Raw genomic sequence first — 13,489 nt, 5'->3', positions numbered from 1 at the left:
TGTCCCGACTGGCAACACGGACCACAACGGCACCATCTGCACCATCTTTTTCATTCACCCAGCGAACTGCAGTACGGCGAAGAGGAGCGGTACGTGAGCGAGAGCAGTGCGGAGGCCGTGGCGGACGTCGTCGCCTCGGCGGCCGCCGCCTCCGCCGCGGGGGCGGCCGGCAGCTGGCGCAGGGCGACCGGCATCGCCGGTGCCGCGATAGGCGTCATCGCCGCGGGGGCGGCCGCGGGGGTCGCCATCGAGCGGATGACAGTGGGGCGGGGGATGCGCCGCAAGGCCCGGCTGGCGCTGGACTCGGCGGGCCCCTACGGCACCCTGCGCGGCACCCCCGGCAAGGCGTACGCCGACGACGGCACCGAGCTGTACTACGAGGTCGACGACGTGGAACCCGACGCCGGCCCCGGTGTCTCCCCGCGCCGCCGCCGGCTCTTCGGACGCAAGGCGCCCGCGCCGGTCACCGTCGTCTTCTGTCACGGCTACTGCCTCAGCCAGGACTCCTGGCACTTCCAGCGCGCGGCCCTGCGCGGGGTCGTCCGTACCGTGCACTGGGACCAGCGCAGCCACGGCCGGTCCGGGCGGGGCGTGGGCCAGACCCAGGGCAGCGTCGCCCTCACCATCGACCAGCTCGGCCGCGACCTGAAGGCGGTCCTGGACGCGGCCGTTCCGGACGGCCCGATCGTGCTGGTCGGTCACTCCATGGGCGGCATGACGACGATGGCGCTGGCCGCCCAGTTTCCCGAGCTGATCCGGGACCGGGTGGTCGCCACCGCCTTCGTCGGCACCTCGTCCGGGCGGCTCGGCGAGGTCAACTTCGGGCTGCCCCTCGCCGGCGTCAACGCGGTGCGCCGGATCCTCCCCGGGGTGCTGAAGGCGCTCGGGCAGCAGGCGGAGCTGGTGGAGAAGGGGCGCCGGGCCACCGCCGACCTGTTCGCCGGGATCATCAAGCGGTACTCGTTCGCGGGGCGGGACATCGACCCGGCGGTCGCGCGGTTCGCCGAGCGGATGATCGAGTCCACGCCGATCGACGTGGTCGCCGAGTTCTACCCGGCCTTCACCGACCACGACAAGACCGAGGCCCTCGGCTGCTTCCGGGACGTCCCGGTGCTCGTGCTGGCAGGCGTGCAGGACCTGGTCACGCCCAGCGAGCACAGCGAGGCCATCGCCGACCTGCTGCCGGACGCCGAGCTGGTGCTCGTGCCGGACGCGGGGCACCTCGTCATGCTGGAACACCCGGAAGTGGTCACCGACCGCCTCGCCGACCTCCTCACCCGGGCGGGTGCCGTGCCGGCAGGGGCTACCGTAAGTGGCTATGGAACAACCAGCAGCTCCAGCAGCACCGCACAACCCCGCTGAGACCCGGCTGACCGTCACCTCTCCCGAGCAGATGCGGGAGCTGGGCCACCGGGTGGCCAAGCTGCTGCGCGCGGGCGACATGGTGATGCTCACCGGGGAGCTGGGCGCGGGCAAGACCACGCTGACCCGCGGGCTCGGCGAGGGGCTCGGCGTGCGCGGCGCGGTGACCTCGCCGACCTTCGTGATCGCCCGGGTGCACCCCTCCCTCGGCGACGGCCCGCCGCTCCTCCACGTCGACGCCTACCGGCTGTCCGGCGGCCTCGACGAGATGGAGGACCTCGACCTCGACGTGTCCCTGACCGACTCGGTGATCGTCGTGGAGTGGGGCGAGGGCAAGGTCGAGGACCTGACCGAGGACCGGCTGCAGGTCGTCATCCACCGCGCCGTCGGAGACACCACGGACGAGGTACGCCACGTGACGGTGACCGGCCTCGGCAGGCGCTGGGCAGAGACGGGCCTGGAGACCCTGGCGGCCTGAGCGGGGGTTGCGGAGCGCGGGGTTCCCCCGAGCCCCGGGCGGCGAAGCATGGTCTGCGGGGCGACCGCGGGTTTGCGGTACGTCGTCCTCGGCCTGAGCCCCTGGCAATCGGGCGCCTGCTTTCCGACAGGGCGTCGGCAACATATTGCGCGGGACCTCTCGGGCGTGGTCACATGGTAGCCAGCTCGTGGTTAGGCGTGCCTAACCACGCCCCGCCCCCGCACTTCAGGAGGCGTCCATGACCGCTTCTCGGCCCACGGCGCGGCCGGCCGACGCGCCGGTGCACACCGGGGTGTCCATGCGCGACCTGCTGGCGGCGTGCGCTGCCGCCGACGCGATCTCCCGGCCACCGCGCGACCCGGAGCCGGCCAGGCCGCTGCCGCCGGTGAGCGAGCAGCGCGAGGCCGCGTAGCGGGTGCTGGGGCCTGTCGACCTGATCCGAGAGCAGGGCCCTAGCGGATCACCACGACGGGGACGCCGATCGTCGCGAACTTCCACACCGCGTCGCCGTCCTCGCGACGCTCGCGGATGCCGCCCGTCTTCACGTCGGTGAACGTGTCCGAGCCGTTGCCCACCGCGGCGCTGAAGCCGATCGCCACCCCGTCCACGCTGGTGAAACGGACGATGTGCTCGACGGGGATGCCGTCCGTGCCGGTGGCCGTGTTGGAGCGGGACGTGACCCAGTAGATGCCGACCGGCGGGTCCACGGTGCCGGGGTGCACCCCGAAGCTGCGCTGCACCCGGTTTCTGTCGTCGACCAGCCAGACCCGGTCGTCGTCCACCGAGTACACCACCCGTTCACCCTTGCCGGAACCGCTCGGCAGGGCCCCCGGGTTGCCCCGGTCGCGCGGCGCCTTGCTGACACTGACCGAGGGCGACGCGCTCGCGCCGGGCCGGCCGCCCAGGCCCGGCGGGACGGTCGCCGATGCCTGGTAGGCGAGGAATCCGACGGTGCCGACGGCCGCAGCGGTGAGACCGGCCGCGATCCCGGAGCTGGTCCCTGCCACGTGCGTCCACCTCTGCCTCGCGTCATATGTCGTACTTCGTACAGACCGTAGCAGTCGGTGACGGCCCGTCCCGGACGGCCATGCACGAGCCGCGAGCGCCGTAGGCTGTTCGCGTGCTCTTGCTCGCTCTGGATACCGCCACCCCCGCCGTCACCGTCGCGCTGCACGACGGCACGGACGTCATCGCCTCGTCGAGTCAGGTGGACGCGCGCCGGCACGGAGAGCTGCTGCTGCCGGCCGTCGACCGCGTGCTCACCGAGGCGGGACTCAAGCTCGAGGCCGTCACCGGGATCGTCGTCGGCATCGGCCCCGGCCCGTACACCGGTCTGCGCGTCGGCCTGATGACCGCCGACACCTTCGGTCTCGCGCTCGGCGTCCCCGTGTACGGCCTGTGCACGCTGGACGGCCTCGCCTACGCCGCCGACATCGAGAAGGGCCCCTTCGTCGTGGCGACCGACGCCCGGCGCAAGGAGGTCTACTGGGCCAAGTACGCCGACTCCCGCACCCGCCTGACGGACCCGGCCGTCCACCGCCCCGCGGACATCGCCGAGCAGGTCGCCGGGCTCCCCGCGGTCGGCGCCGGCGCGCTGCTCTACCCGGACACTTTCCCGAGCGCCCACGAGCCCGAGAACGTGTCCGCCGCCGCGCTCGCCTCGCTGGCCGCCGAGAAGCTGGCCGCCGGCGAGGACCTGCCGGCGCCTCGCCCGCTGTACCTGCGCCGTCCCGACGCCCAGGTCCCCAAGAACTACAAGGTGGTCACCCCCAAGTGACGGAACCGGCAACCCCCCGACTGCGTGAGATGCGCTGGTGGGACATCGACCCGGTCCTGGGCCTCGAGAAGGACCTCTTCCCGGAGGACGCCTGGTCCCGGGGCATGTTCTGGTCCGAGCTGTCCCACTCCCGCGGCCCCGAGGCGACCCGGCATTACCTCGTGGCCGAGGCGGAGGACGGCCGGATCGTCGGGTACGCGGGTCTCGCCGCCTCCGGCGACCTCGGCGACGTACAGACCATCGCCGTCGCCCTGGACCTCCAGGGCACCGGCCTCGGCGGCCGGCTGCTCACCGAACTGCTGAAGGCGGCCACCGCCTTCGAGTGCGCCGAGGTCATGCTCGAGTGCCGGGTCGACAACGTGCGCGCCCAGAAGCTCTACGAGCGCTTCGGCTTCGCGCCCATCGGCTTCCGGCGCGGCTACTACCAGCCGGGGAACGTGGACGCCCTGGTGATGCGCCTGACCACAGCTTCCGACAGCGGCCCCGCCGCGGATTCCTCCTCAGTACAAGGAACCGAGATCAATGGCTGACGAACCACTCGTCCTCGGCATCGAGACCTCCTGCGACGAGACCGGCGTCGGCATCGTCCGCGGCACCACCCTGCTGGCGGACGCCGTCGCCTCCAGCGTCGACGAGCACGCCCGCTTCGGCGGCGTCGTACCCGAGGTGGCGTCCCGGGCACACCTGGAGGCGATGGTCCCGACGATCGACCGCGCGCTGAAGGAGGCGGGCGTCTCCGCGCGGGACCTCGACGGCATCGCCGTCACCGCGGGGCCCGGCCTGGCCGGCGCCCTGCTGGTCGGCGTCTCGGCCGCCAAGGCGTACGCCTACGCGCTCGGCAAGCCCCTGTACGGCGTCAACCACCTCGCCTCGCACATCTGCGTGGACCAGCTGGAGCACGGGCCGCTGCCCGAGCCGACCATGGCGCTGCTGGTCTCCGGCGGCCACTCCTCCCTGCTGCTGTCCGAGGACATCACCTCCGACGTCCGCCCGATGGGCTCGACCATCGACGACGCGGCCGGCGAGGCCTTCGACAAGATCGCCCGGGTGCTGAACCTGGGCTTCCCCGGCGGCCCGGTCATCGACCGGTACGCGCGCGAGGGCGACCCGAAGGCGATCGCCTTCCCGCGCGGCCTGACCGGCCCCCGCGACCCGGCGTACGACTTCTCCTTCTCCGGCCTGAAGACGGCCGTGGCCCGCTGGATCGAGGCGAGGCGGGCGGCGGGTGAGGAGGTCCCGGTCCGCGATGTGGCCGCGTCCTTCCAGGAGGCGGTGGTGGACGTCCTGACCCGCAAGGCGGTCCGCGCCTGCAAGGACGAGGGCGTCGACCACCTGATGATCGGCGGCGGTGTCGCCGCCAACTCCCGGCTGCGTGCCCTCGCCCAGGAGCGCTGCGAGGCGGCCGGCATCCGGCTGCGCGTCCCGCGCCCCAAGCTGTGCACGGACAACGGCGCGATGGTCGCGGCCCTCGGCGCCGAGATGGTCGCCCGTGACCGGGCCGCCTCCAGCTGGGACCTGTCGGCCGACTCCTCGCTGCCGGTGACCGACCCGCACGTCCCGGGCCACGACCATGTGCACGAGGTCAGCAAGGAGAACCTGTACTCGTGACCGTCGCCCTGATGTGGGAGGCCCGGGCCGCCGAGGGCCGGGGCGAGGAGTTGCTGGCCTGGGCCCGCGCGCAGCGACTCGACACGCGGCCCCTGCGCCGCGAGACCTTCCGCGCCTCGGGGGACCGGGTGCTGGTCATCACGTGGTGGGACGCGCCGTACGACGCCGAGCTGCCGGAACTGCCCGAACCGGACGGCGGGTTGGTGACGCGCGCGGTGCACCGCTGGCGGTTCGAGTCGGTGGACGGGGAGCGGCCGGACCGCTGATTGGCGCGCGGACCCGACCATCCCCTATGATCATCACACGCGAACGGCCGGAACACCGGTCCGAACGCAGTGCGTTGGTGGTCCAAGGAAAGACGTCCCGCTTCCTGCGGGGAGATGCAGGTGCAAGGCCTGCCCGGCGCTCCACAGACACCCCGCCCCCGGTTCTCCGGAGGCGGGGTGTTCGCGTCAGTGCCGTACGGTGTTCCGCGGCCGGGCCGCCTCCGCCTCGGGACCCTCGGCCTCCGGGCCGGCAGCGGCGGCCGCCCGCCCCTCCCGCAGGTGCGCGTACGCCATCAGGCCGAACAGCACCGCGAGCAGCACCGCCGACGAACCCGCCGTACCCAGGTCCAGGCCGCCCTTGGCGACCGGCTTGGTGAGGAAGTCGCCGGCCGTGGCGCCCAGCGGGCGGGTCAGCACGAAGGCGATCCAGAAGAGCAGGACGTTCGGTACGACAGGCACCCTCATCAGGGCGAGCAGGACCAGCAGCACTCCGGTCACCAGGGCCGCGCCGCCCAGGTAGCCGAGGCCGGAGCTGTCGGAGAGGAAGTCGCCCATCGAGGTGCCGAGGGTGTTGGAGACGAGGATCGCCGACCAGAACAGGGCCTCGCCCCGGAAGGTGACGATCTCGGTGATCCGGAACGTCATCCCGCTCAGCTTCCAGCCGAGGAAGATCAGCAGCAGGATCGAGACCAGGATCGCGGCGCCCTCCGGGTAGCCGAGGCCGAGGCCCTGCGGTCCCCAGCCCAGCCGTGTGGCGCCGTTCGAGAGGTACTTGGCGCTGGAGTCCCGGTTCATGAAGTCGGACATCGTGGTGCCGGCCATGGAGGTCGACAGGATCACGGTCCAGTAGAAGAACGGGTTGTAGTGCGACGAGCGCAGCTGGACCACCAGCGTCACCAGGAAGACCAGGAAGAGGGCGATGGTGGTGAGGAAGTAGCCGAGCTTCAGCGTCTGCGCGAACAGGTCGCCCGCCGTCTCGCCCAGGGTCGTGGCGGCGATCTTCATGATCCAGAACGCCAGGGTGACCTCGGGTAGTTTCTTCATCACGGACTTCGTCGTCGTCAAGGGTGCTCCTGTCGGTTTGGGGGACCGTGGTCAGACCCTGACAGCGGCAACCTGAACGCATCCTGAACGCGTGCGTCCCGAGGTCTTGCGCAAGCGGCCTTTCTGTGGTTTCGCCCTGGCTCAGTCGGCCGCCCCGGGCGGCCCGGTCACCTCCACCTCGCACCGCAGCCGACGCCCGGGCCCCAGGGCCCGCGCCGGGCCGGTCAGCCGCAGCCGGGCCGTGTGCGCCACCTCGGCGCTGGACCGTCCCAGCCGCAGTTCCAGGCCCCCCGGCTCCACCACCCGGGCGCCCGTGCGGTCGGTGAAGGACGACAGGTCGGCGTGGAAGCGGAAGGTCAGGCGGCGGGACTCGCCGGGGGACAGGTCCAGCCGCCGGTAACCGACCAGGCGTACGTCCGGGCGGGTCACCGACGCCACCGGGTCGTGCAGATACAGCTGGACGACGTCCGCGCCCGCGCGGTCGCCCGTGTTGCGGACGGTGAGCGAGAGGTCGTACGAGCCGTCCGTGCCGATCTCCGCGACCTCGCCGCCCGTACAGTCCTCCCAGGCGAACGTCGTGTACGAGCGGCCGTGGCCGAAGGGGTACAGCGGGGTCGGGTCCAGGCTGCTGACCTCGCCGGCCAGGCCCAGCGGGGGCTGGAGGTAGGTCCAGGGCTGTCCGCCCGGTATGCGCGGGACGCTCACCGGGAGCCGGCCGGAGGGGTTCACCCGGCCCGACAGGACTCCGGCGACCGCCGGGCCGCCCTCCTCGCCGGGGAAGAAGGCCTGCACGACCGCCCCGAGCCGGCCGTGCCAGCGGCCCAGGGCGTACGGGCGGCCGGTCAGCAGGACCAGGACGACCGGGACCCCCGTGGCGACCAGGGCGTCCAGCAACTCACCCTGAACGCCCGGAAGTTCGAGGTCCGCGACGTCGCAGCCCTCACCGGACGTGCCCCGGCCGAACAGGCCGGCCCGGTCGCCGAGGACCGCCACGCACACGTCCGCCTCCGCCGCCCGGGCCACCGCCTCCTCGAAGCCCGTGGTGTCCGGCTCCGCGACACCGCAGCCCTCCGCGAACGTGACCTTGGCGTCCGGTAGTTCGGCGCGCAGCGCGTCCAGCACGGCCGGGATCGCGATGCCCGGCGGGACCTCGGGATGGTGGGGGAGCACATGGGACGGGAAGGAGTAGCAGCCGAGCATCGCGAGCGCGTCCGCCGCGCGGGGCCCCACGACAGCGACACGGGTGTCGGGGGCCAGCGGGAGCAGTCCGCCGGGGTTGTCCAGCAGGACCACCGACCGCTCGGCCAGCCGGCGGGCCAGGGCTCGGTTGGCCGCCGAGTCGAGGTCGACGGGGCCTTCCGGCTCCGGCCGCCAGTCCGCGTCCAGCAGGCCCAGTTCGCACTTCTGCAGCAGGACGCGGCGGGCCGCCCGGTCCACCAGCGCCTGCGGGACGCGGCCCTCCCGTACGGCGGTCACGAGCGGCTTGCCGTAGCACTTCAGGGTCGGCAGCTCGACGTCGATGCCGGCGGCGAGCGCCAGGTGCGCCGCCTCCGCCTCGTCCTCGGCGACCCGGTGCTGGGTCTGCAGGAACCCGATGCCGAAGTAGTCGGAGACCACCGTGCCGGTGAAACCCCACTCGTCACGCAGGAGTTCGGTGAGCAGGCGGGGGTCGGCCGAGACCGGTACGCCGTCGGTCTCGGTGTACGAGGCCATCACCGAGCGCGACCGGCCCTCGCGCAGCGCCATCTCGAACGGCGGCAGGGTCACGTCCGCGAACTCGCGTACGCCCGCCCGGACGGGAGCGAGGTTGCGGGCGCCCGCCGAGGACGCGTACCCGGCGAAGTGCTTGAGCGTGGCCACGATCCCGGCCGACTCGAGGCCCCGCACATAGGCCGCGCCGATGGTGCCGACGAGGTACGGGTCCTCGCCGATCGTCTCCTCCACCCGTCCCCAGCGCGGGTCGCGGACCACGTCCAGGACGGGGGCGAGGCCCTGATGGACGCCGACCGAGCGCAGGTCGCGGCCGATGTGCCGGCCCAGTTCCGCCACCAGCTCCGGATCGAAGGCGGCGCCCCAGGCCAGCGGCACCGGATAGGCCGTCGCGCCCCAGGCCGTGAAGCCCGCCAGGCACTCCTCGTGGGCGACCGCCGGGATGCCGAACCGGTTCGCGGCGGCGATACGGCGCTGGGCGCGGGCCAGGGCCTGCGCACCGAGGGCCGGGTCCACGGGGGCGGTGCCGAAGGAGCGGGTCAGCTGGCCGAGGCCGAGCGTGATCAGCTCGTCCCAGTCGTGGTCGGCGGTCATCTCGCGCTGCAGCGGCGCGACTTCGTCGCCGTCCGTGGCCGCGCCCACCCACACGCCGTACAGCTGGGCGGTCTTCTCCTCCAGGGTCATCCGGGAGAGCAGGTCGTCGACGCGGGCGGCGGCGGGCAGCGCCGGGTCGCGCCAAGGAGCGGTGGTCATGGAACTCCCGTCGGATGGGGTCGGGATGCTCACGAATGTTTCGGACAATACATCGAATGTTCCGGGAACCTATGGCGAGTGAAGGCCTTCGTCAAGAGGGGTCGCAGGGATACGATCGCGGGCATGAAGCCTTCGAAGCCCACAGAACCGCAGACGGCGACGCTCGCCGAGATCGCCCGGGAGGCCGGGGTCTCCGCTCCGACTGTTTCGAAGGTCCTCAACGGCCGCGCCGACGTCGCCCCGGCCACCCGCACCCGCGTCGAAGAGCTGCTGCGCACCCACGGCTACCGGCGCCGCCGTGCCGAGGCCTCCCGTTCGCCGCTGATCGACCTGGTCTTCCACGAACTGGAGAGCGCCTGGGCGATGGAGGTGATCCGGGGTGTGGAGAACGTGGCCCGGGACGCGGGTCTGAGCGTCGTGCTGTCCGAGTCCGCCGGGCGGCTCACCCCCGGGCGGACCTGGGCCGACCAGGTCGCCGCGCGCCGCCCGCACGGGGTGGTCCTCGTGCTGTCCGGTCTCGACGAGTCCCAGCGGGCCCTGCTGACCAGCCGGTCCATCCCGTTCGTGGTGATGGACCCGGCCGGCGACCCCGGCCCCGACGTCCCCTCCATCGGCGCCACCAACTGGCAGGGCGGTCTCGCCGCCACCCGTCACCTGGTCGAACTCGGCCACACCCGCATCGGCGCGATCACCGGGCCGTCCCGGATGATGTGCAGCCGCGCCCGGGCGGACGGCTACCGGGCCGCGCTGGAGACCGCGGGGCTCCCCGTCGACCCGGACCTGGTCAAGAGCGGCGACTTCCACCACGACTCCGGTTACCGCCTGGGCCTGGAGCTGTTGCGCGGCCCCGGCCGGCCCACCGCGGTCTTCGCGGGCAACGACCTGCAGGCGCTCGGCCTGTACGAGGCGGCGCGCGAGCTGGGTCTGCGCATCCCGGAGGACGTGAGCGTGGTCGGCTTCGACGATCTGCCGGTGGCCCGCTGGGTCGGCCCGCCGCTGACGACCGTACGGCAGCCGCTGACGGAGATGGCCGAGGCGGCGGCCCGGCTGGTGCTGGAGCTCGGGCGCGCGGAGGACGAGCGGGCGGCCACCCGGGTGGAGCTGGCGACGAGCCTGGTGGTGCGTTCCAGCACGGCAGCGCCTCCGGCCGTCTAGCGGTGGGTGCGGGGGCGTGTCGACGGGCGTCCCGGGTCGCCCGCAATGCCCCGAAGTCAGTCGGTGGCTCAACCGAAACTTTCGAAGTCATCTACGGTGACCTCTCGAGCGCCTGGTACAACGGGCCGGTGCCGGACGGCGGTTCGGTGACCTGCGGGCCCAACGCGTCGTGGAGCGGCAGCAATCCGGTGCCCGCGGTGACGCCGGGATGAGAATTTCCCGAGAAAACCGTCCCTCACGGCTTCCGCTAACACTTCGCTAATAATTCGGACTTACGTTCCTCCCCGTGACGCGACACGAGGAGCAGGGCGACAGGGGCAGACGGACGGGCCGGCGGCCGAGAGCGCTGAAGGCCGTCGGCCTCGCCCTGGCGGGAGCCCTGGTGCTGGGCGCGGCAGCCGCCGGCTACGCGTACTGGCACCTCGACAACAACATCAGAGGCGTCGACATCGACAACGCGCTCGGCGACAACCGCCCCGCGAAGGCGATGATCACCCCGGCCGCGTCCGCCTCGGCCACCGCCTCCCCGCTGCCGACCGGATCCCTGAACATCCTGGTCCTCGGCTCCGACTCGCGCGGCGGCAAGGCCAACAGGGAGCTGGGCGGCGGCGACAGCTCCGGCGCCCGCTCCGACACCGCGATGGTGGTGCACATCGACGCCGGCCGCACGCAGGCCACGGTCGTCAGCATCCCGCGCGACACCCTGGTCACCCGCCCGTCCTGCCCGCTGTCCGCCGGGGGCTCGACGGCCGTGGCGTACGGCGCGATGTTCAACACCGCCTATGCGGTGGGCGGTCCGGTGTGCGCGGTGAAGACGGTCGAGTCGATCACCGGTGTCCGGATGGACCACTACATGGAGATCGACTTCTCCGGCTTCGCCAAGCTGGTGGACGCGCTCGGCGGGGTCACGGTCAGCACCGACCGGAACATCGACGACGACCGGAGCCGGCTGCACCTCGAGGCCGGCAGCCACCATCTGAACGGCACCCGGGCGCTCGCCCTGGCCCGCACCCGGCACGGCATAGGCGACGGCAGCGACCTCGGCCGCATAGGACTCCAGCAGAAGCTCGTCAAAGCCCTGCTGGAACAGATGGCGCGGACCAGCCTGCTCACCGATCCCACCCGGCTCTACAAGGTCGCCGACGCGGCCACCGCCGGCCTCACCACGGACACCGGCCTGGACTCCCTGACCGAACTGATGAAGCTCGGCCAGAGCCTGAAGGGCCTCACGGCCGCCCATGTGAAGACGGTGATGATGCCGGTCGTCCCGGCACCCTCCGACCACAACCGCGTGGTGGCCGAGGAACCGGCGGCGAGCGAGCTGTGGGCGTCGCTGCGCTGAGCGCACAACCACAGGGGTGCGGGTGCCCGACGGCTCCGAAAAAGATTCTTCGAGGAAATTCCGGGAGCGTGTCGATCCGGGCGTCTCCCGTTCGACGCATGGGTGAGCGGCGGGGACGGACCCCGTCGCACCGACCGAAGGAGTCACCATGCCCCGCTACCTGTCGCTCGTGCGGATCGACGAGACCTCCGCCCCCGCCGAGGGCCCCAGCGAGGAGCTGATGCGGCGGATGGGCGAGCTGATCGAGGAGGTCACCAAGGCCGGCGTCATGCTCGACACCGCCGGGCTGACCCCCTCCGCCCAGGGCACCCGGGTGCGCTGGGAGGGCGGGAAGATCTCCGTCACCGACGGGCCGTTCACCGAGTCCAAGGAGGTCGTCGGCGGCTACGCGCTCATGCAGTGCAAGGACAAGGCCGAGGCCCTGGAGTGGACCAAGCGGTTCCTGCAGGTCCACGAGGAGTTCTGGACCGTCACCTGCGAGGTCCGGGAGATCGCGGAGGGCTGAGCCTTCCTTGGCGCACGGCCGCCGGGGGTGTTGCATGGTGGGCTGTGGAACCACAGCCCACCGCGGCGCACGCGATCGAGACCGTCTTCCGCCTGGAGTCCCCGCGACTCGTCGCCGGCGTCGCCCGCATCGTGCGGGACGTCGGCATCGCCGAGGAACTGGCGCAGGACGCGCTGGTCGCGGCGCTGGAGCGGTGGCCCAGGGACGGCGTGCCGGACAACCCCGGCGCCTGGCTCATGGCCACCGCCCGGCACCGCGCGGTCGACCTGGTCCGGCGCCGCGAGAGCTACGCCCGCAAGCTCGCCGAGATCGGCCGCGACCTGGAGACCACGGCCCCGCCGCAGGAACCGGCCGACCCGGAGGACATCGACGACGACCTGCTGCGGCTGGTCTTCACCACCTGCCACCCGGTGCTGTCCCCGGAAGCCCGCACCGCGCTCACCCTGCGTCTGCTCGGCGGCCTGACCACGGCCGAGATCGCCCGGGCCTTCCTCGTCCCGGAGCCGACCGTCGCCCAGCGCATCGTCCGCGCCAAGCGCACCCTGGCCACGAGGAACGTCGCCTTCGAGGTGCCGTACGGCCCCGACCGCGAGGCCCGCCTCGGCTCCGTCCTCGACGTCATCTACCTGATCTTCAACGAGGGGTACGCGGCCACCGCAGGTGACGACCTGCTGCGTCCCGGGCTGTGCGAGGACGCCCTGCGGCTGGCCCGGCTGCTGTCCGCCCTGATGCCCAAGGAACCCGAGGTGCACGGGCTCACCTCGCTCCTGGAGTTCCAGGCCTCCCGCACCGCCGCCCGCACCGGGCCCGACGGCACACCGGTGCTGCTGAAGGACCAGAACCGCCGCCGCTGGAACCGCATGCTCATCGCCCGCGGCATCCAGGCCCTCGGCCGCGTCGACGCCACCGGTGCCCCGGGCCCCTACGCACTCCAGGCGGCCATCGCCGCCTGCCACGCGCACGCGTACACCTACGAGGAGACCGACTGGCGCACCATCGCCACCCTGTACGGGCTGCTCGCGGCCCGCTCCTCGTCCCCGGTCGTGGAGCTGAACAGGGCCGTCGCCGTGTCGATGGCCGACGGCCCGTCCGAGGGGCTGGAACTGGTCGACGCCCTGGCCGCCGAACCCGCCCTGCGGGACTACCATCTGCTGCCCAGCGTGCGCGGCGACCTGCTGGCCCGGCTGGGGCGCACCGCGGAGGCCCGGGTGGAGTTCGTGCGCGCGGCGGAGCTGACGCGCAACGAGCGCGAGCGCCAGCTGTTGAAGGCCAAACTGCATTCCCTGCCTGATCAGTGAGGGTCTACAGCTGCGCGGCTGCCGCGCAACCGGCGTGACGCCTTCCGCGGGCGGGAAGCACGATCAGCGCGAGCGCGGGCCACAAGACGGTCCACCGGCAGTGGCGTCCGGCCGCGGGGGGGGGGGGGGGGGGGGGGGGGGGGGGGGGGGTGGGGGGGGGGGGGGGGGGGGGGGGGGAGGGGGGGGGGAAG

General features: G+C 72.7%; 14 protein-coding genes and 1 tRNA gene. 12 read left to right on the top strand and 3 right to left on the bottom strand.

Annotation, left to right across the window (positions count from 1 at the left end; genetic code table 11):
* Positions 1-93 precede the first annotated feature (93 nt).
* From AC07CM_RS31170 to AC07CM_RS31160, 3 genes are all read left to right on the top strand, one after another.
* Positions 94-1,362, top strand: coding sequence for an alpha/beta fold hydrolase (locus AC07CM_RS31170; RefSeq protein WP_478879804.1), 1,269 nt, complete (start codon positions 94-96; stop codon positions 1,360-1,362).
* Complete coding sequence (tsaE, locus tag AC07CM_RS31165; protein ID WP_478879803.1) at positions 1,319-1,840, top strand: tRNA (adenosine(37)-N6)-threonylcarbamoyltransferase complex ATPase subunit type 1 TsaE; 522 nt, start codon at positions 1,319-1,321, stop codon at positions 1,838-1,840. The genes AC07CM_RS31170 and tsaE overlap by 44 nt, the downstream gene beginning before the upstream one ends.
* A 238-nt stretch (positions 1,841-2,078) precedes the next feature.
* A complete protein-coding gene (locus tag AC07CM_RS31160; protein WP_478879802.1) occupies positions 2,079-2,252 on the top strand; it encodes a hypothetical protein in 174 nt (57 codons plus the stop codon).
* Positions 2,253-2,292: 40 nt separating this feature from the next.
* Here AC07CM_RS31160 and AC07CM_RS31155 read toward each other — a convergent pair whose 3' ends face one another.
* Positions 2,293-2,847, bottom strand: coding sequence for a hypothetical protein (locus AC07CM_RS31155; protein ID WP_478879801.1), 555 nt, complete (start codon positions 2,845-2,847; stop codon positions 2,293-2,295).
* A 113-nt stretch (positions 2,848-2,960) separates the two neighbouring features.
* On the opposite strand from AC07CM_RS31155, the gene tsaB reads away from it, so the two are divergent.
* The 5 genes from tsaB to AC07CM_RS31130 all read left to right on the top strand — a co-directional run bounded on the left by tsaB (position 2,961) and on the right by AC07CM_RS31130 (position 5,635).
* A complete protein-coding gene (gene tsaB / locus AC07CM_RS31150; RefSeq protein WP_478879800.1) occupies positions 2,961-3,617 on the top strand; it encodes a tRNA (adenosine(37)-N6)-threonylcarbamoyltransferase complex dimerization subunit type 1 TsaB in 657 nt (218 codons plus the stop codon).
* A gap of 29 nt (positions 3,618-3,646) precedes the next feature.
* A complete protein-coding gene (gene rimI / locus AC07CM_RS31145) occupies positions 3,647-4,147 on the top strand; it encodes a ribosomal protein S18-alanine N-acetyltransferase (RefSeq protein WP_478879822.1) in 501 nt (166 codons plus the stop codon).
* Complete coding sequence (gene tsaD / locus AC07CM_RS31140; protein WP_478879799.1) at positions 4,140-5,225, top strand: tRNA (adenosine(37)-N6)-threonylcarbamoyltransferase complex transferase subunit TsaD; 1,086 nt, start codon at positions 4,140-4,142, stop codon at positions 5,223-5,225. Before rimI ends, tsaD begins: the two co-directional genes overlap by 8 nt.
* Positions 5,222-5,491 carry a hypothetical protein gene (locus tag AC07CM_RS31135; RefSeq protein WP_478879798.1) on the top strand — a complete coding sequence of 90 codons (270 nt, stop codon included), beginning with the start codon at positions 5,222-5,224 and terminating at the stop codon, positions 5,489-5,491. The genes tsaD and AC07CM_RS31135 overlap by 4 nt, the downstream gene beginning before the upstream one ends.
* Positions 5,492-5,562: 71 nt before the next feature.
* A tRNA-Arg gene (locus tag AC07CM_RS31130) sits at positions 5,563-5,635 on the top strand.
* A 42-nt stretch (positions 5,636-5,677) separates the two neighbouring features.
* Here AC07CM_RS31130 and AC07CM_RS31125 read toward each other — a convergent pair.
* Together AC07CM_RS31125 and AC07CM_RS31120 are read right to left on the bottom strand one after the other, a co-directional pair.
* Entirely contained in the window at positions 5,678-6,556 is an 879-nt protein-coding gene (locus tag AC07CM_RS31125; protein WP_478879797.1) for a COG4705 family protein, read from the bottom strand.
* A 120-nt stretch (positions 6,557-6,676) separates the two neighbouring features.
* On the bottom strand, positions 6,677-8,998 hold the full coding sequence (locus AC07CM_RS31120) for a beta-xylosidase/alpha-l-arabinosidase (protein WP_478879796.1): 2,322 nt from the start codon (positions 8,996-8,998) through the stop codon (positions 6,677-6,679).
* 123 nt (positions 8,999-9,121) lie between these two features.
* Between AC07CM_RS31120 and AC07CM_RS31115 the strand changes: the two genes are divergently transcribed.
* From AC07CM_RS31115 to AC07CM_RS31100, 4 genes are all read left to right on the top strand, one after another.
* Positions 9,122-10,153, top strand: coding sequence for a LacI family DNA-binding transcriptional regulator (locus tag AC07CM_RS31115; RefSeq protein ID WP_478879795.1), 1,032 nt, complete (start codon positions 9,122-9,124; stop codon positions 10,151-10,153).
* Positions 10,154-10,439: 286 nt separating this feature from the next.
* Positions 10,440-11,495 (top strand): LCP family protein, encoded by a 1,056-nt coding sequence (locus AC07CM_RS31110; protein WP_478879794.1) that lies wholly within the window; start codon positions 10,440-10,442, stop codon positions 11,493-11,495.
* A gap of 148 nt (positions 11,496-11,643) precedes the next feature.
* Positions 11,644-12,000: a YciI family protein gene (locus AC07CM_RS31105; RefSeq protein ID WP_478879793.1), complete on the top strand. Its 357-nt coding sequence runs from the start codon at positions 11,644-11,646 to the stop codon at positions 11,998-12,000.
* A 44-nt stretch (positions 12,001-12,044) separates the two neighbouring features.
* Positions 12,045-13,298, top strand: coding sequence for an RNA polymerase sigma factor (locus AC07CM_RS31100; protein WP_478879792.1), 1,254 nt, complete (start codon positions 12,045-12,047; stop codon positions 13,296-13,298).
* The last annotated feature ends 191 nt before the right edge of the window (positions 13,299-13,489 follow it).

Source organism: Streptomyces sp. NPDC044061, assembly GCF_056434305.1.
Note: the sequence above shows the minus strand (reverse complement) of the source record. Positions and strands in the feature narration are given on the sequence as shown.

Excerpts from the sequence above, each read along its gene's own strand:
- tsaD (WP_478879799.1), top strand. The coding sequence starts at position 4,140 with ATGGCTGACGAACCACTCGTCCTCGGCATCGAGACCTCCTGCGACGAG.
- rimI (WP_478879822.1), top strand. The coding sequence starts at position 3,647 with ATGCGCTGGTGGGACATCGACCCGGTCCTGGGCCTCGAGAAGGACCTC.
- AC07CM_RS31160 (WP_478879802.1), top strand. The coding sequence starts at position 2,079 with ATGACCGCTTCTCGGCCCACGGCGCGGCCGGCCGACGCGCCGGTGCAC.
- tsaE (WP_478879803.1), top strand. The coding sequence starts at position 1,319 with ATGGAACAACCAGCAGCTCCAGCAGCACCGCACAACCCCGCTGAGACC.
- AC07CM_RS31115 (WP_478879795.1), top strand. The coding sequence starts at position 9,122 with ATGAAGCCTTCGAAGCCCACAGAACCGCAGACGGCGACGCTCGCCGAG.
- AC07CM_RS31120 (WP_478879796.1), bottom strand. The coding sequence starts at position 8,998 with ATGACCACCGCTCCTTGGCGCGACCCGGCGCTGCCCGCCGCCGCCCGC.
- AC07CM_RS31105 (WP_478879793.1), top strand. The coding sequence starts at position 11,644 with ATGCCCCGCTACCTGTCGCTCGTGCGGATCGACGAGACCTCCGCCCCC.